Source organism: Pseudomonas sp. S3E12, from assembly GCF_001702295.1.
Lineage (GTDB): Bacteria > Pseudomonadota > Gammaproteobacteria > Pseudomonadales > Pseudomonadaceae > Aquipseudomonas > Aquipseudomonas marginalis.
In genome coordinates this window covers 917280-935416 of sequence record NZ_MBDT01000005.1, presented here as the reverse complement: position 1 = coordinate 935416, position 18137 = coordinate 917280, and the positions used below count along the sequence as shown (strand labels likewise).

The 18137-nt window shown below is 61.2% G+C and carries 14 protein-coding genes; 4 read left to right on the top strand and 10 right to left on the bottom strand.

Annotated elements, in window-relative coordinates; all coding sequences use genetic code 11:
• The 5 genes from topA to BB029_RS09115 all read right to left on the bottom strand — a co-directional run.
• Positions 1-2085 (bottom strand): type I DNA topoisomerase (topA, locus tag BB029_RS09135; RefSeq protein ID WP_065938950.1); only part of this gene is annotated, 2085 nt, incomplete at its 3' end.
• A gap of 114 nt (positions 2086-2199) precedes the next feature.
• Entirely contained in the window at positions 2200-2436 is a 237-nt protein-coding gene (locus BB029_RS09130; RefSeq protein ID WP_027604241.1) for a DUF1653 domain-containing protein, read from the bottom strand.
• 97 nt (positions 2437-2533) lie between these two features.
• Positions 2534-3709: an acetyl-CoA C-acyltransferase FadA gene (gene fadA, locus BB029_RS09125; protein ID WP_026136849.1), complete on the bottom strand. Its 1176-nt coding sequence runs from the start codon at positions 3707-3709 to the stop codon at positions 2534-2536.
• 29 nt (positions 3710-3738) lie between these two features.
• Positions 3739-5886: a fatty acid oxidation complex subunit alpha FadB gene (gene fadB, locus BB029_RS09120; protein ID WP_065938949.1), complete on the bottom strand. Its 2148-nt coding sequence runs from the start codon at positions 5884-5886 to the stop codon at positions 3739-3741.
• A 495-nt stretch (positions 5887-6381) separates the two neighbouring features.
• The gene (locus tag BB029_RS09115; protein ID WP_065938948.1) at positions 6382-6819 is read right to left on the bottom strand and encodes a hypothetical protein; all 438 of its coding nucleotides are present in this window, start codon (positions 6817-6819) and stop codon (positions 6382-6384) included.
• Between the two features lie 105 nt (positions 6820-6924).
• On the opposite strand from BB029_RS09115, the gene BB029_RS09110 reads away from it, so the two are divergent.
• Complete coding sequence (locus tag BB029_RS09110) at positions 6925-7365, top strand: universal stress protein (protein WP_027604244.1); 441 nt, start codon at positions 6925-6927, stop codon at positions 7363-7365.
• An 81-nt stretch (positions 7366-7446) separates the two neighbouring features.
• Here the strand turns inward: BB029_RS09110 and BB029_RS09105 are convergent, their stop codons facing one another.
• On the bottom strand, positions 7447-9366 hold the full coding sequence (locus BB029_RS09105) for an ATP-binding cassette domain-containing protein (RefSeq protein ID WP_065938947.1): 1920 nt from the start codon (positions 9364-9366) through the stop codon (positions 7447-7449).
• 213 nt (positions 9367-9579) lie between these two features.
• Between BB029_RS09105 and BB029_RS09100 the strand changes: the two genes are divergently transcribed.
• Positions 9580-11508 carry a transglycosylase SLT domain-containing protein gene (locus tag BB029_RS09100; RefSeq protein ID WP_065938946.1) on the top strand — a complete coding sequence of 643 codons (1929 nt, stop codon included), beginning with the start codon at positions 9580-9582 and terminating at the stop codon, positions 11506-11508.
• Between the two features lie 65 nt (positions 11509-11573).
• Here BB029_RS09100 and BB029_RS09095 read toward each other — a convergent pair whose 3' ends face one another.
• Positions 11574-13358, bottom strand: a complete 1785-nt coding sequence (locus BB029_RS09095) for an ABC transporter transmembrane domain-containing protein (protein ID WP_168166800.1) — start codon at positions 13356-13358, stop codon at positions 11574-11576.
• 246 nt (positions 13359-13604) lie between these two features.
• On the opposite strand from BB029_RS09095, the gene BB029_RS33175 reads away from it, so the two are divergent.
• Entirely contained in the window at positions 13605-13778 is a 174-nt protein-coding gene (locus BB029_RS33175; RefSeq protein ID WP_027604248.1) for a PA1571 family protein, read from the top strand.
• Between the two features lie 54 nt (positions 13779-13832).
• On the opposite strand, the gene pdxB is transcribed toward BB029_RS33175, so the two are convergent.
• The gene (pdxB, locus tag BB029_RS09090) at positions 13833-14978 is read right to left on the bottom strand and encodes a 4-phosphoerythronate dehydrogenase PdxB (RefSeq protein ID WP_065938944.1); all 1146 of its coding nucleotides are present in this window, start codon (positions 14976-14978) and stop codon (positions 13833-13835) included.
• Between the two features lie 161 nt (positions 14979-15139).
• On the opposite strand from pdxB, the gene BB029_RS09085 reads away from it, so the two are divergent.
• Complete coding sequence (locus tag BB029_RS09085; protein WP_065938943.1) at positions 15140-16528, top strand: MATE family efflux transporter; 1389 nt, start codon at positions 15140-15142, stop codon at positions 16526-16528.
• Between the two features lie 126 nt (positions 16529-16654).
• On the opposite strand, the gene tusA is transcribed toward BB029_RS09085, so the two are convergent.
• Complete coding sequence (tusA, locus tag BB029_RS09080; protein ID WP_065928166.1) at positions 16655-16906, bottom strand: sulfurtransferase TusA; 252 nt, start codon at positions 16904-16906, stop codon at positions 16655-16657.
• Between the two features lie 27 nt (positions 16907-16933).
• A complete protein-coding gene (gene rlmM / locus BB029_RS09075) occupies positions 16934-18010 on the bottom strand; it encodes a 23S rRNA (cytidine(2498)-2'-O)-methyltransferase RlmM (protein WP_065938942.1) in 1077 nt (358 codons plus the stop codon).
• Positions 18011-18137: the final 127 nt, after the last annotated feature.

The window sequence follows — 18137 nt, the reverse complement described above, 5'->3', positions numbered from 1 at the left end:
GCCGTCGCAATCCGGGTTGTTACCGCAGATGTGCAGCTTGTGCTTCTCGTCCAGCAGGTAAGCGTCCATTGCTGTGCTGCAGATCGGGCAGCGGTGCTTGCCACGCAGTACCAGCGATTCGGATTCACCCTCGTCGTCGGCGGCGATTTCATCGCCCGGCACCAGGTTGACGGTGGCCTTGCAGCGTTCTTTCGGCGGCAGGCTGTAGCCCGAGCAACCGAGGAACACGCCGGTGGATGCGGTACGAATCTGCATCGGACGGCCACAGGTCAGGCACGGAATGTCGGTCATCACCGGCTGGTTGGCACGCATGCCGCTCTCAGGGCTTTCGGCCACTTCAAGTTTTTTCTTGAAGTCGCCGTAGAACTCGTCGAGCACGTTTTTCCAGTCGCGCTCGCCCTGGGCCACGTCATCGAGGTTCTCTTCCATACCGGCGGTAAAGCCGTAGTCCATCAGGTTGGAGAAGCTCTCGGACAGGCGCTCGGTAACGATATCGCCCATCTTTTCCGAATAGAAACGACGGTTGTGCAGCGCGACATAGCCACGGTCCTGGATGGTGGAGATGATCGCCGCGTAGGTCGACGGACGACCGATACCGCGCTTCTCCATCTCTTTCACCAGGCTGGCTTCCGAATAACGCGCCGGCGGCTTGGTGAAGTGCTGGGACGGGTCGAGCTTGATCAGCTTCAACGTGTCGCCCTGAGCCATGTCCGGCAGCACATCGTCATCGCCAGGCTTGGCGATCTGCGGCATCACCCGGGTGTAGCCGTCGAACTTGAGGATACGGCCCTTGGCGCGCAGCTCGAAGTCCCCGGCGCCGACACTGACGGTAGTGGACAGGTATTGCGCCGGCAGCATCTGGCAAGCCAGGAACTGGCGCCAGATCAGCTCGTAGAGGCGCTCAGCGTCGCGTTCCATGCCACTCAGCTTGCTTGGCTCGGTGTTGGCATCGGAAGGACGAATCGCTTCGTGCGCCTCCTGGGCGCCTTCTTTGCTGCTGTAGACGTTCGGCTTCTCCGGCAGGTACTTCTTGCCGAATTCGCTTTCAATATAGGTACGCGCCATCGCCACCGCGTCTTGCGACAGGTTGGTGGAGTCGGTACGCATATAAGTGATGTAGCCGGCTTCGTACAGACGCTGGGCCATCATCATGGTTTTCTTCACCCCGAAGCCCAGGCGGTTACTTGCGGCCTGTTGCAGGGTGGAGGTGATGAACGGCGCCGACGGCTTGCTGCTGGTCGGTTTGTCTTCACGCTTGACGATGCTGTAGCTGGAGGCCTTGAGCTTTTCCAGCGCGGCCATGGCCTGGGCTTCGTTCAGCGGCTTGAACACCTCGCCTTTCTCACGGGCCACTTCGAAGCGCACGTTGGCGCCCTTGGCGGTGCCGAGATCGGCGTGGACTTCCCAGTATTCCTCGGGGTTGAACGCACGGATCTCACGTTCGCGCTCCACCACCAGCTTGACCGCTACCGATTGCACACGACCGGCGGACAGGCCACGGGCGATCTTGGCCCACAGCAGCGGCGAGACCATGTAGCCCACGACGCGGTCGAGGAAACGACGGGCCTGCTGGGCGTTGACGCGATCGATGTCCAGCTCGCCCGGCTTGGAGAAGGCTTCCTGGATGGCTTTCTTGGTGATTTCGTTGAACACCACACGCTTGTAGCGGCTGTCATCACCGCCGATGGCTTCCCGCAGGTGCCAGGCAATGGCTTCCCCTTCGCGGTCCAAGTCCGTTGCGAGATAGATGGTGTCGGCATCCTTGGCGAGCCGGCGCAGCTCTTCGATGACCTTTTCCTTGCCCGGAAGGATTTCGTACTTGGCCTTCCAGCCATGATCCGGGTCCACACCCATGCGCGAGACCAGCTGCTTGCGCGCTTTCTCTTTAGGCGTGAGCACCGGACCTTCGCCCGCGGCCGCCTTGCCGCGCTTGGCGGCAGGCTCCTTGCTGGCGCTAGCCGAACCGCTGGTGGGCAGGTCTCGGATATGGCCGATACTCGACTTCACCACGTACTCGTTGCCCAAGTACTTGTTGATGGTCTTGGCCTTAGCCGGGGATTCCACAATGACCAGCGATTTGCCCATGGATCGGAAAATTCCTGAATTCGAGAAGTGAAAGGCAGTTGGCGCCTGACGCGGCAACGCTATATATAGTGGCAACAAGGTGAGGTCAAGCGCAGCATTCTGCGCGACCTGCCGTTATTGCCCTGAAAAAAGACTGGGTTCGACCTGGACCAAAGCAAAGCGCGGGACCTGCTCGCCGTCAACTTCGACGGTCTCCAGGAACATGCTCAAGGGGCGTACCCAAAAGCCGTAATCGCCATACAGTGCTTGGTAGAACACCACTTCTTCTTCGGTCTCGGAATGCCGTGCCACGCTGAAAACGCGGTACTGCGGACCTTTATAATGTTGGTAGAGCCCTGGTTCGACTTTCATGCTCTGGCCCCCTTACAAAATTTGTTGAAAAAAAATATTAAAAATTCCAAAAAACAAAAACCGGGGCACTGGGCCCCGGCTTCCGTCGACTCAACGCTTAGACGCGTTCGAAGACGGTGGAGATGCCTTGGCCGAGACCAATGCACATGGTTGCAACCCCAAGGTTACCGCCATTTTGCTTCATCACGTTAAGCAAAGTGCCGGAAATACGCGCACCGGAGCAACCGAATGGGTGGCCCAGGGCAATCGCACCGCCGTGCAGGTTAACCTTCTCGTTCATCTTGTCGAGCACTTTCAAATCTTTCAGCACCGGCAGGGCCTGTGCAGCGAAAGCTTCGTTGAGCTCGAAGAAGTCGATATCGGAGATGGTCAGGCCCGCGCGCTTCAAGGCTTTTTGTGTCGCCGGTACTGGACCATAGCCCATGATTGCCGGGTCCACACCCGCCACCGCCATCGAACGAATCACCGCCAGCGGCTGGATGCCGAGATCCTGGGCACGCTGCGCCGACATCACGATCATGCACGAGGCGCCGTCGGTGATTTGCGACGAAGTACCCGCCGTCACGGTGCCGCCCTTTGGATTGAAGGCAGGCTTGAGGGCCGCCAGGCTTTCCAGGGTGGTATCCGGACGAATGGTTTCGTCGTAGTCGAACAGCTTGAGGAAACCGTTCTCGTCGTAGCCGTTCATCGGGATGATTTCATCCTTGAACTTGCCTTCCACGGTCGCCTTGTGGGCGAGCTGGTGGGAACGCACGCCGAACGCGTCCTGGGCTTCACGGGTAATGCCGTGCATCTTGCCGAGCATTTCCGCGGTCAGGCCCATCATGCCCGAGGCTTTTGCCGCGTACAGCGACATGTGCGGGTTGGGATCGACGCCGTGCATCATGCTGACGTGGCCCATGTGCTCCACGCCACCAACCACGAACACATCACCGTTGCCGGTCATGATCGCCTGGGCGGCGGTGTGCAGCGCACTCATGGACGAGCCACACAGGCGGCTGACGGTCTGGCCGGCTGCCGTGTGCGGGATCTGCGTCATCAACGACGCCATGCGCGCGATGTTCCAGCCCTGCTCCAGGGTCTGGTTGACGCAGCCCCAGATCACGTCTTCGACTTCGTTCGGGTCGACCTTGACGTTACGTTCCAGCAGCTTGCTGATCAGGTGCGCCGACATGTCTTCAGCGCGGGTGTTGCGGTGCATGCCGCCCTTGGAGCGGCCCATCGGCGTACGACCGAAGTCGACAATCACGACGTCTCTTGGATTCAAGCTCATAAATATTCTCGCTCTAGTCGTCTGGGCACTTAACCGAAGAAGCGCTGGCCGTTCTTGGCCATCTCACGCAGCTTCGCGGTCGGGTGGTACAGCGGGCCCAGATCAGCGTATTGATCAGCCAGGGCAACGAACTCGGCCACACCGATCGAGTCGATGTAACGCAGTGCACCACCACGGAATGGAGGGAAACCAATACCGTACACCAGGCCCATATCGGCCTCGGCGGCGGTTTCAACGATGCCGTCTTCCAGGCAACGCACGGTTTCCAGGCACAGGGCGATCATCATCCAGTTGATGATGTCCTCATCCGACACCTCACGCTGTTCGTAGATGACCGGAGCCAGCACTTCGTGCACCGACGGGTCGGCCACTTTCTTCTGCTTGCCCTTCTTGTCCGCCTCGTAGGCGTAGAAACCCTTGCCGTTCTTCTGGCCCAGGCGCTTGGCCTCGTAGAGCGCGTCGATCGCCGAGCGGCGGTCGTCTTTCATTCGGTCCGGGAAGCCTTCAGCCATCACATCACGACCGTGGTGGCCGGTGTCGATGCCGACCACGTCCATCAGGTACGCCGGGCCCATAGGCCAGCCGAATTTTTCCATGACCTTGTCGATGCGCACGAAGTCCACACCGGCACTCACCAGCTTGGCGAAACCGCCGAAGTACGGGAACAGCACGCGGTTGACCAGGAAGCCCGGGCAGTCGTTGACCACGATCGGGTTCTTGCCCATTTTCTTGGCGTAGGCAACGGTGGTGGCAATCGCCAGCTCGCTGGACTTCTCGCCACGGATCACTTCCACCAGCGGCATCATGTGCACCGGGTTGAAGAAGTGCATGCCGACGAAGTTTTCCGGACGCTTGAGGGCCTTGGCCAGCAGCGAAATGGAAATGGTCGAGGTATTCGAGGCCAGGATGGTGTCGTCTTTGACGTGGCCTTCAACTTCAGCCAGTACCGCCTGCTTGACCTTCGGATTCTCGACAACCGCTTCGACCACCAGGTCGACATGGCCGAAATCGCCGTAGGACAGCGTAGGACGAATGCCGTTAAGCACCTCAGCCATCTTCGCCGCGGTCATACGACCTTTATCAACGCGGCCGACCAGCAGCTTGGCGGCTTCGGCCAGGCCCTGTTCGATCCCGTGCTCGTTGATGTCCTTCATCAGGATCGGCGTGCCTTTGGACGCCGACTGATAGGCGATACCGCCACCCATGATACCGGCACCGAGGACGGCAGCCTGTTTCACGTCTTTGGCGATTTCGTCGTAGGCCTTGGCCTTTTTCTTCAGTTCCTGGTCGTTCAGGAACAGGCCAATCAGGCTCTGGGCCGCCGAGGTCTTGGCCAGTTTGACGAAGCCTGCTGCTTCCACTTCCAGGGCTTTGTCGCGACCGAAGTTCGCGGCCTTCTGGATGGTCTTGATCGCTTCAACCGGTGCCGGGTAGTTCGGGCCGGCCTGGCCAGCCACGAAGCCCTTGGCGGTTTCGAACGACATCATTTGTTCGATGGCGTTGAGCTTGAGTTTTTCCAGCTTCGGCTGACGCTTGGCCTTGTAGTCAAATTCGCCGCTGATAGCGCCCTTGATCAGGTTCAACGCGGCTTCAGCCAGCTTGTCCGGAGCCACCACGGCGTCGACGGCACCGACTTTCAGTGCGTCTTCGGCACGGTTTTCCTTGCCGGCGGCAATCCACTCGATGGCGTTGTCGGCACCAATGATGCGCGGCAGGCGCACGGTGCCGCCGAAGCCTGGGTAGATGCCCAGCTTGACTTCAGGCAGGCCGATCTTGGCAGTGGCGGACATGACGCGGAAGTCCGCCGCCAGGCACATTTCCAGGCCGCCGCCCAGCGCGATGCCATTGATCGCGGCAACGGTGGGTACGTTGAGGTCTTCGAAATCGCTGAAAATCTTGTTGGCTTCGAGGTTGCCAGCCACCAGCTCGGCATCGGGCAGCTTGAAGTTGTCGACGAATTCGGTGATGTCAGCGCCGACGATAAACACGTCCTTGCCGCTGGAGACGATCACGCCTTTGATCGATGCATCAGCCTTGATGGTGTCTACGGCCTGACGCAGTTCGTTCAGGGTTAGACGGTTGAACTTGTTGACGGACTCACCCTTGAGGTCGAACTTCAGTTCGACGATGCCACTTTCAAGAGCCTTAACCGTGATGGCTTTACCTTCGTAAATCATCAACTGATCTCCACGATATGGAAGCTGAACAGTACACATTGGACGCTGGCCTATGCTTGGACATTGATAATTTCGTCAATGCTCAGGCCAATCCGCCAGGCACACCCGCCAATGCGATAGTCGGGGTTCTGTATGAGCGGTCTGACAGACAAACGCTCAATTCATACGCCCGTTTGATTTGGGTACGCCACCTTCATCCAATTCCGAGCAATTGTCAATCGCTCGAAAGGCTAGGAAAAACGCGACTTTCCAGTCATTTCAGAACCCCGGGGCCAGGCCCGCGATTCGTCAATATTCAACTATTCACGAAATCAATAATGAAAAAGATAGGGAAAACCGCTGTACAGAACGGGATATGCCGCTAGGCTAGCGACAACCGTAAGGCGCCTGGATGAACATCCGACGCGGGAAACCCGGATTTACCGGCCTGCCTGGCCAACTCCAGCCCGATGATGCTTTCGGGCTTTTTATTGCCTGGGGTTTGACCAACAGGTGTCAGGCCAGGGCCTTGAGCAATGTATCAATAGCCAGCAGGTCGCTCGCCTCGCCCTTCTCGCCCCAGTAAAGGGCGATCATTTGCTTGTCCGCCTCGACCTTGTAGACATTCGCCGGCAGCGTTGCAAAATGCGGCAACAACTTCTCGTCCACACACTCTTCGCGCCACTGATTGACCCACACGCCCGGCTCCAGCTGCCAGTAGCTCCAAACGGCCGGCATACTGCCGCGCCGGGGTCGGCAGTACTGCGCACACGGGCTCGGCGGCTCTTGCTTGAGCCAGTGCGGCCACTCCTGGGGCGCCAGTTGCATGGCCAGGCCGATGCGGCGCGCCTCCATGCGCAAGGCCATGCGCCCGCTCTGATGGCGCGATGGGCGCAGCCATGCCAGGGGGCTCAGAACCACGACAAGGATTGACACCACTATCCAGACCGTCATATGTGTACTCCCGATTTTTCTGATGAGCGGATTTGACCTGACGCAACCCTATCCGCTTGAAAGCAGCCATACTGAATCTATTGCAGTCCCCTGGAGGAACGCCCCATGTCCTACGAACATATTCTGGTCGCCGTAGACCTGACCGAAGAGTGCGATCCAGTGATCAAGCGCGCCCGAGCGTTTGCCGTTGCCAGTGGCGCAAAACTGTCACTGGTGCATATCGTCGAGCCCATGGCCATGGCCTTTGGCGGCGACGTGCCCATGGACCTTTCCCAACTGCAGCAACAACAGTTCGACCAGGCCAAGGAGCGCCTTGACCGCCTGATCGTCAAATACCCCGAAGTGACCAAGGAAAACTCCCACCTCACCTACGGCCAACCGCGCCAGGAAATCCACCACTTGGCCAAGGAGCAGCATTGCGACCTGATCGTGGTCGGCAGTCATGGCCGTCATGGTTTGGCGTTGCTGCTGGGTTCTACTGCCAATGATGTGCTGCACGGTGCGCCGTGCGATGTATTGGCCGTCAGGCTGGTAAAAACCTCTTAAGGCCACATTTGAACCGCATTTCATATGAAAAAGCCCGGCGCCCAATTAGGGCGCCGGGCTTTTTTATTGCGCGTAGATCACTCAGGCATCCAGCTCGGCCCAACGCTCGACCAGCACTTCCAGCTCCTGGTTCAACGTCTCCAGAGAGGCGATGACCTTGGCGGTTTCCGCTGCCGGACGCAGATAGAAACCCGCGTCAGCCATTTCCGCCTCTACCGCGGCGATCTGCTGTTCCTTGGCGTCGATATCACCCGGCAAGGCTTCCAGCTCACGCTGCAGCTTGTAGCTGAGTTTCTTCTTGGTCGCCGGCGCCGCTTCCTGGGCCGGTGCAGCCGCTTCCACCGGAGCCACCACAGCGGAGGCCAGGTCGGCCTTGCCGGACTTGCTCTCGGTCACGCCCAACAGGCGCGGCGAGCCGCCCTGACGCAGCCAGTCCTGGTAACCACCGACGTATTCGCGCACCTTGCCTTCACCTTCGAAGACCAGGGTGCTGGTGACCACGTTGTCGAGGAATGCCCGGTCGTGGCTGACCATCAGCACAGTGCCGTTGAAGGTCAGCAGGACCTCTTCCAGCAGCTCGAGGGTTTCCACGTCGAGGTCGTTGGTCGGTTCGTCGAGCACCAGCAGGTTGGCCGGCTTGCTGAACAGCTTGGCCAGCAGCAGGCGCGCACGCTCGCCACCGGACAAGGCCTTCACTGGCGTACGCGCACGCTGCGGGCTGAACAGGAAATCGCCCAGGTAGCTGAGTACGTGGCGGCTCTGGCCGTCGATATCGATAAAGTCGCGGCCTTCGGCGACGTTGTCGATCACAGTCTTTTCCAGGTCCAACTGATGGCGCAACTGGTCGAAGTAGGCCACGTCGATGCGCGTGCCCTCTTCCACCGTGCCGCTGGTCGGTTGCAGACCATTGAGCATCAGTTTGAGCAAGGTGGTCTTGCCGGTACCGTTGGCACCCAACAGGCCGATACGGTCGCCGCGCTGCAGGACCATAGAGAAGTCCTTGATCAGGAACGGACCATCCGGGTGATGGAAGCTGACGTTCTCCAGCACCATGACCTGCTTGCCCGACTTATCGGCGGTATCCAGCTGGATATTGGCCTTGCCGGTGCGCTCGCGACGTTCGCTGCGCTCAACGCGCAGGGCCTTGAGGGCACGCACGCGGCCTTCGTTACGGGTGCGGCGCGCCTTGATGCCCTGGCGGATCCAGACTTCTTCCTGGGCCAGTTTCTTGTCGAACAGGGCGTTGGCGGTTTCTTCGGCAGCCAGCGTCGCCTCTTTGTGCACCAGGAAGCTGGCGTAATCGCCGTTCCAGTCGATCAGGCCACCACGGTCCAGCTCGAGGATCCGCGTGGCGAGGTTTTGCAGGAAGGAACGGTCATGCGTGATGAACAGCACGGCGCCCTGGAAATCCTTGAGGGCTTCTTCCAGCCAGGCGATGGCGCCGATGTCCAGGTGGTTGGTTGGCTCGTCGAGCAGCAGCAGGTCCGGCTCGGACACCAGGGCCTGGGCCAGCAGCACACGACGACGCCAGCCGCCGGACAACTCGGCGAGGGTCTTGTCGGCCGGCAGCTGCAGGCGGCTCAGGGTGCTGTCGACCAGTTGCTGCAGGCGCCAGCCGTCACGGGCTTCGAGGTCTTGCTGAACGTGCATCAGCTTGTCCAGGTCGGCTTCGGTGACGCAGTTCTGGGCCAGGTGATGGTATTGCGCAAGCAACTCACCGACACCGTCCAGGCCTTCGGCAACCACGTCGAACACGGTCCGTCCGTCGGCCACCGGCAATTCCTGCGGCAATTCGCCAATCTTGAGGCCTGGGGCACGCCAGACAGAGCCGTCATCGGGCTTCTGGTCGCCCTTTACCAGCTTCATCATGCTGGACTTGCCGGTGCCGTTGCGGCCGATGATGCACACCCGCTCACCACGGGCGATCTGCCAGGACACCTTGTCCAACAACGGCATAGCGCCGAAAGCAAGGGACACATCGCTGAATTTGAGCAGGGTCATACGCTTCTCCAAAAACTGGGCGCGCATTCTACCTGACTTGAGGGTGGGATGCGGCCAGCATTTTCGCTACCGACACGTTCTGTAGGACATTTCCGGAGAACTTGAACGAACCACCTGGCAAAGCTTTCGCCGGCCGCTGGCAAAAGGCTAAGCTAGGGGCAATCAGTGTCGGCGGTGCCGGTGCTAGTCGTGATTTCTCTGCACGGACGTCTCATGCGCAGTCGCCTTTTCAACTTTTTATCTTGTCTGCTTCTTTCCGCCACCGCCGTTCAATCCGCCCAGGCCGTGGACCTCACCACCCAACGTCAATATTACGATGAAGCCAAACGCGCCCTGGCCAAGGGCGATACCGGCCCCTACATGCAATACAGCCAGGCCCTGGCCGACTACCCCCTGACGCCCTACCTGGCCTACGACGAACTGACCGCCCGGTTGAAGACCGCCAGCAACGAGGAAATCGAACAATTCCTCGCCAAAAACGGCGACCTGCCCCAGGCCAACTGGATGAAACTGCGTTGGTTGCGCTGGTTGGCCGAGCGTGGCGACTGGCAGACCTTTGAAAAGTACTACGACCCCAAGCTTAATTTCGTCGAACTGGACTGCCTGCACGGCCAGTTCCAACTGACCCACAACTTGAAGGCTGAAGGCTACAAAACCACCGAAAAACTCTGGATGACCGGCAAATCCCAGCCGGCCGCCTGTGATGCCACCTTCGGCCAGTGGGCCGCGGACGGCCAACTCACCGAACAAAAAATCTGGGACCGCGCCAAACTCGCCGCCGAAGCACGCAATTACCCGCTGGCCAACAGCCTGGTAAAAACCCTGCCGACCCTGGGCGCCCAGGGCCGCCTGATGGTGGACGTAGCACAGAAGCCCGACATGCTCGGCGACCCGTCGCGCTTCCTGCCGGCCACCGAGGCGATGTCTGACGCCGTCGGCCTGGGCCTGCGCCGCCTGGCACGCCAGGATCCGGACAAGGCCATGGCGCTGCTCGACGGTTACGCCAGCAGCATGCACTTCTCCCGTGACGAAAAAGTGGCAATCGCCCGTGAAATCGGCCTGACCCTGGCCAAGCGCTTCGACCCGCGGGCGCTTGAGGTGATGACCAAGTACGACCCCGAGTTGCGCGACAACACGGTGTCCGAATGGCGCCTGCGCCTGCTGTTGCGCCTAGCCCGCTGGGAAGATGCCTACCAACTGACGCGCAAACTCCCGCAGGATTTGGCCACCACCAACCGCTGGCGCTACTGGCAGGCCCGCAGCCTGGAACTGGCCGAGCCGAAAAACCCGCAAGCCCTGGTGCTGTACAAGAATCTCGCGCAGGAACGGGACTTCTATGGCTTCCTGGCCGCCGATCGCTCCAAGGCGCCGTACCAGTTGAAGAACAAGCCGCTGCTGATGAGCCAGGCGCTGGTCAACAAAGTGCGTAACACCCCGGGCGTGCGCCGTGCCCTTGAGTTCTACGCCCGGGGCCAGATCGTGGATGGTCGTCGCGAGTGGTACCACGTCAGCCGCCACTTCAACCGTGACGAAATGGTCGCCCAGGCCAAGCTGGCCTACGACATGAAGTGGTACTTCCCGGCGATCCGCACCATCAGCCAGGCCCAGTACTGGGATGACCTGGACATCCGCTTCCCGATGGCCCACCGCGACACCCTGGTGCGCGAAGCCAAGGTCCGTGGCCTGCATTCCAGCTGGGTATTCGCCATTACCCGCCAGGAAAGCGCATTCATGGACGACGCGCGCTCCGGCGTCGGCGCCAGCGGCCTGATGCAACTGATGCCCGGCACCGCCAAGGACACCGCGCGCAAGTTCAGCATCCCCTTGGCCTCACCCGCCCAGGTGCTGGACCCGGACAAAAACATCCAGCTCGGCGCGGCTTACCTGAGCCAGGTGCACAGTCAGTTCAACGGCAACCGTGTCCTCGCCTCCGCCGCCTACAACGCCGGTCCCGGCCGCGTGCGCCAGTGGCTACGTGGCGCCGACCACCTGAGCTTCGACGTCTGGGTGGAAAGCATCCCGTTCGACGAAACCCGTCAGTATGTGCAGAACGTGCTGTCTTATTCGGTGATCTACGGGCAGAAGCTCAATTCGCCACAGCCATTGGTGGATTGGCATGAGCGCTACTTTGATGATCAATAAGGTTTAAAGCAGAAATGAAAATGCCCGCATTGAGAGATGCGGGCATTTTTTATCGGCACCGAAACTCAGTGTTCGGTGCTCTCCTCAGCCCCATCACTGAACTGCAACGCCGCCAATCGCGCATATAACGGATTGCTCGCAATCAACTGCTGATGCGTGCCCACCGCCACCAGCCTGCCCTGATCCATCACCGCGATACGGTCAGCGTTCTTCACCGTCGCCAGTCGATGGGCGATAACCAGCGTGGTACGCCCTTGCATCAATTGCGGCAACGCTTGCTGGATCAGGTGTTCACTCTGGGCATCCAGGGCGCTGGTGGCTTCGTCCAATAGCAGGATCGGCGCGTCCACCAGCAACGCACGGGCAATCGCCAGGCGTTGGCGCTGGCCGCCGGAGAGGCCCATACCGCCGTCGCCGAGGTGGGTCTGGTAGCCGTCGGGCATTTGCAGGATGAAATCGTGGGCATGGGCGATGCGGGCAGCGGCTTCGACTTGCTCGCGGGTAGCGGTGGGGTTGCCGTAGCGGATGTTCTCTTCGACGCTGCCGAAGAACAGCGCCGGGTTCTGGGACACCAGGGCGAAGTGGCGACGCAGGTCCAGGGGGTCGAGATCGGTCAGCGCCTGGCCTTCAATCAGGATGCGGCCTTGCTGGGGATCGTAGAAGCGCAGCAGCAGGTCGAAAATCGTCGACTTGCCCGCGCCGGACGGCCCCACCAGTGCCAGGGTTTCGCCGGGGTTGATGCTCAGGTTCAGACCGTCGATGGCGTAGCTGTCCGGTCGTGAAGGGTAGGAAAAGCGCAGGTCCTGCAGCTCCATGCGCCCGCTGACGCGCTCGGGCAACTGCACGCTGCCCGTGGCCGGCGCCTGGATCTCGTTGCTCGACTGCAACAGCTCACCAATGCGCTCCGCTGCACCGGCGGCACGTTGCAGTTCACCGAGGACTTCGCTCAGGGTACCGACGGCGCTGCCGACGATCAGGCTGTAGAACACGAACGCAGCCAGCTCGCCGCCGGAAATGCGCCCGCTGATCACATCCATCCCTCCGACCCACAGCATCACGCCCACCGCACCCAGCACCAGCATGATCACCAGGGTGATCAACCAGGCGCGCTGGGCGATGCGTTTGCGTGCGGTGGTGAACGCCTCTTCCACGGTCACGGCAAAGCGTTGCTCGTCCTGGACCTGGTGGTTATAGGCTTGCACGGTCTTGATCTGGCCAAGGGTCTCGGACACGTAGCTGCCCACATCGGCAATACGGTCCTGGCTCAGGCGCGACAGGCTGCGTACACGACGGCCAAAGATCAGGATCGGCGCCAGCACCAGCGGCAGCGCCACCACCACGATGCTGGTGAGCTTGGGGTTGGTGATGAACAACAGCACGATGCCGCCGATCACCATCAAGGCATTGCGCAGGAACAGCGACAACGACGAGCCGATCACCGATTGCAGCAAGGTGGTGTCGGTGGTCAACCGCGATTGGATTTCCGAGCTGCGGTTGTTCTCGTAGAAACCTGGGTGCAGGTAGATCAGGTGGTTGAAGACCTGCCGGCGAATGTCCGCCACCACCCGCTCGCCGATCCACGACACCAGGTAAAACCGCGCAAACGTGCCCACGGCCAAGCCCAGCACCAACACCATGAACAGGCCGATGGACTGGTTGAGCAGGTGCGGCGATTGGGTCATGAAGCCCTGGTCCACCAGCAGGCGAATACCCTGCCCCATGGACAAGGTGATGCCGGCGGTGACGATCAGCGCGACCAGGGCACCGAGGGCCTGCCAGCGGTAGGGCGCGATGAAACGACTGGCCAGGCGAATTGCACGGCGTTGACGGACTGAGAGCATGGAGGGCATCACCTGATCGGAAAGGGTTGGTACCTGCCTGCTTACATGGGGGGAACTTGCGCGAATAACAATGAGTCAGGTTAATTATGCCCGCCGATGCTGGCCCCTAGAGGCTATCGGTCTAACGCCCGGCTGGAAATCCACAGCGGTTTCTGGTGGACTGGGTGTTCGAACCGGTGATCTCGTAAGGAGTTGTAACAGCGCGGTCACTCGGGGGTTATACAGTAGGTACACAACCTGATGAGGAGACAGGCCATGACCTTGCAAAACAGCAGCGATGCCAAGATTGAAGTGATCCGCCAACCGCAGCACTTGCCTTGCTCCGTGATCGACGCCCAGGGCCGCGAAGTGCAGATTACCGAAGAGATGATCCAGCAAGCGTGCCGCGAGCTGGAACAGCGACTGGTCAAGCCTGCCCAGCAAGGCTGAAGGGCCCACGCTCTTTCAAACCCGGCCCCGGTGGCCGGGTTTTTTATTCAGTGCCTAGACGGTTGTCGCGCCCAATGCGGACACGATGCGCGCCAACGCCGGCGACTCCCCATTCACAATGCGCACCTTCAAGCCATCAATCTCACGACGCTCCGGATAATGCTTGCGCAGCACGTCGAACGCCTTGCGTTGTTCTTCGACGCTGCCCACCAGGCTGCGACGGAAATCCGCATCATCACGGCGCGGGTCGTACACGCTGCGGCACAAGGTCGCGAGCGCCCAGGCGGGGTCGGTCGACGCGTTCAAGTGCACTTCGGCCAGCCACGGTTGCGGCAACAAGTCGCCCAGCTGAATGCTGGGCTCATGGCCCAGGTGCGCGCAGAACGCCTGATAGATCTGCGCCGTACCGCGCTGTTTGCCGTCCAGGCTGTAGCCGGCGATATGCGGGGTGGCCAGCACACACAGGTCGGCCAGGTCGACGTCCACTTCGGGCTCGCCTTCCCACACGTCCAGCACCGCTTGCAGGTCTTCACGCGCCAGCAGCACATCGCGCAGGGCGGCGTTGTCCACCACCGGGCCACGGCTGGCGTTGATCAGCCAGGTGCCGGGCTTGAGGCGGTTGAGGCGATCGCGATCAAACAGGTGCCAGGTGGAACCATTGCCGGATTTGGTCAACGGCGTGTGCAGGCTGATCACATCGCATTGCTCGAGGATCTGCTCGAGGCTGACGTAATCGCCGTCTTCGGCGATCTGCCGCGGCGGATCGCAGACCAGTACGTTCCAGCCCAGGCCCTTGAGCACTTCGATCAGTCGCCCGCCCACTTCACCGGCGCCGACGACGCCGTAGGTACGCTGGTTGAGGTCGGCGCCTTCGATCTCGGCCAGGGTTTGCAGGCTGCCCAGCACATAGTCCACCACGCCACGCGCATTGCAGCCGGGGGCGCTGGACCACTGGATACCGGCCTGCTTGAAGTAATCGAGGTCGAGGTGGTCGGTGCCGATGGTGCAGGTGCCGACAAAACGCACCTGCGTGCCGTCCAGCAGGGCGCGGTTGACGTTGGTCACCGAGCGCACCAGCAGCACATCGGCCTGTTCGACGGTGGCGCGGTCGATGGAACGACCGGACACTCGGCGAATCTCGCCAAATCCTTGGAAGAACTCATCGAGCAGCGGGATATTTTCGTCGGCAACAATCAGCATGGCAGGCTCCTTTGGCGGATCAGCAGTGTACAGGGATGCGATCTTCAATGTGGGAGGGGGCTGGCAGGTCGCTTACAAATCCCTAACACAGGTTTTTTCCTGACCGTTACGTCAAGGCGTAGAATCCGCGGCCTTGCACCCTCTTGACTGGACTTGCGTACGTGAACACTGCCACTGCCCCCCTCACCCGCCCCGCCCGCATCAGCCGGGAAGTGGGTGGCCTGCTGACGCTCGCGCTGCCGATCATGATCGGCCAACTGGCAACCACGGCCATGAGCTTCGTCGATGCGGTGATGGCCGGGCGCGTCAGCCCCCAGGACTTGGCGGCGGTGGGCCTGGGCAACTCGATCTGGATTCCGGTGTACCTGCTGATGACCGGTACGCTGCTGGCCACCACGCCGAAAGTCGCCCAGCGCTACGGTGCGGGCCACTACGGCGAAATCGGGCCGTTGGTGCGTCAGTCACTGTGGCTGGCGGTGGTGGTCGGCATCATCGGCGCGCTGCTGTTGCTCTGCGCCGAGCCGATCCTGCATGCCATGAAGGTCGAGCCGGACCTTATCGCCCCCACCATGGGCTACCTGCATGGCATCGCCGCCGGGATGCCGGCCATCGCCCTCTATTACGTGCTGCGCTGTTTCAGTGATGGCCTGGGCCGCACCCTGCCCAGCATGGCCATGGGCCTGTGCGGGTTGGCGCTGAATATTCCGCTGAACTACATCTTCATCTACGGCCACCTGGGCGTGCCGGCCATGGGCGGCGTGGGCTGCGGCTGGGCCACGGCCATTGCGATGTGGGTGATGATGCTCGGCATGGCCGCCTGGACCCGCTGGGGGGCCGCCTACCAGAGCAGCGAACTGTTCAAGCGCTTCGACTGGCCGCAGTGGTCGGTGATCAAGCGCGTACTGGGGATTGGCCTGCCGATCGGCATCGCGATCTTTGCCGAATCGAGCATCTTTGCCGTCATCGCCCTGCTGCTCGGCAGCCTGGGCGCCACGGTTGTGTCGGGGCACCAGATCGCGCTGAACGTCAGCTCACTGGTGTTTATGATCCCTTATTCCCTGAGCATGGCCGTCACCGTGCGCGTCGGCCAGGCCCTGGGGCGTGGCGAGGCGCGTGGAGCACGCTTCGCCGCCGGGGTCGGCATGGGCACGGCGCTGGCGTACGCCTGCCTGTCGTGCAGCCTGATGCTGGTGTTTCGCGAGCAGATTGCGGCGATCTACACCCCGGACCCGATTGTCATCCACCTGGCCTCGACGCTGATCGTGTTTTCAGCGCTGTTCCAGTTCAGTGACTCGATCCAGGTCACCGCCGCCGGCGCCCTGCGGGGCTACCAGGACACCCGTGTCACCATGGTGCTGACCCTGTTTGCCTATTGGGGCGTGGGGCTGCCGGTGGGGTACGCCCTGGGGCTGAGCAACTGGCTGGGCGAACCCAGCGGCCCGAGCGGTTTGTGGCAAGGGCTGATCGTGGGCTTGAGCTGTGCGGCGGGGATGCTGCTGGTGCGCCTGGCGCGCAGTGCACGCCGGCGCATTCGCGCCAACAAGGCATAAGCACAACGCGTCCCCCTGTAGGAGCGAGCTTGCTCGCGAAAAACCCGAGAGCGCCGCGTTCCTTCAGGATACGCGCATCATCGTTAACGCCCTTCGCGAGCAAGCTCGCTCCTACAGGGACCGGTGTTAGTCGAGTTTTTTGCGGATCCAGTACAGATAGGTACCGGCCTGCTCCTGTTGATCCACCAGTTCATGATCAAGGAACACGCAGAACTTGGGGATATCGCGGCGCGTCGACGGGTCGGTCGCGATCACCTTGAGCAAGCCGCCGGGCGGCAGGTCGCGGATGTGCTGGTGCAGCATCATCACCGGCTCAGGGCAGTTGAGGCCCGTTGCGTCGAGGGTGCCATCCACGGCGGTGTCGAAAATATCGCTCATTGTCTACTCCTGAAACCGGCGCTCAGTTTAGCGGGCCTTGGTTTTCTTCACATCCACCAGCCGACGCAGGTGGCAGGTCACTTCTTCACGGTCGTGATACAGCTGTTTGCAGCCGATCTCCACCCGAATGCCGCGCGCCTTGAAGCCGTCTTCGATACGCTCCAGCAGGCGCTTGACCTCGGCGTAACGCTGCTTCATCGGCAACTTCAGGTTCACCACCGCCTCGCGGCAATGCCCTTCGCCGATCCAGGTCTCCAGCAATGCCGCGTTGCGCGCCGGCTTTTCGACGATGTCGCAGACCATCCAGTCCACCGGCTGCTTGGGCACGAAGGTAAAGCCGTCGGCCATCAGGTGCTGCACCAGGCCGGTGTCCATCAGGCTTTCGGCCATGGGGCCGTTGTCGATGGCGGTCACCAGCATGCCACGGTTGACCAGTTGCCAGGTCCAGCCGCCAGGGGCCGCCCCCAGATCGACGCCGGTCATGTCGCCATGCAGGCGCTCGTCCCACTGGTCGCGGGGGATAAAGTGGTGCCAGGCCTCTTCCAGTTTCAGGGTTGAGCGGCTTGGCGCGTCTCGGGGGAATTTCAACCGCGGGATGCCCATCGGCCACATCGCCGAGTTATTCGACTCGGCCAGGCCCATGAACACTTCGCGGCCGCTTTTGAAGGTCAGCAGCAGGCGCGGCTTGCTCGGGTCGTCCACCAGCTTGCCGGCGTTCAACAAGGCTTTGCGCAGGTGCACTTCGAATTTCCTGCAGAAGTTCGAGAGTTCCTTGCCGTCGTTGGTGTCGACCATCTCCAGCCACAGGCTGCCGCACACCGGAAATTCACGCAGGTGGGCGAGGATCACGCTGATACGGTCGGTTTCCGGCAGGTCGATAAACACCCCGCGCGCCCACTGCCGCGGGAAGATCAGCTCGGCAAAGCGCTGGCCGTGCATCAGGCGCTGGGCGCCGTCTTCTTCGGTGCAGACAAATTCGGCGCAGGCGCTGCCGGTCTTGGCCTTGGCGTAGCCGGAAACATTCAGGCGCGCGGCGTGTTCCGCGATCTCGGAACAGACTTCGCCCTCAAACCCCGGGCGGCAGTGCATAAAAAGGGTGTTCATCGACTCTCCTGGTGACTCAACTGACGTTGCGCTATCGCAATGCCTGTCATGAAAACGCGCGCATGATAGCCGAGTTCGGAACCTTGGTTCTGTCCATAGAGTCCAGTAATTAGCCAGCTACTGAAAA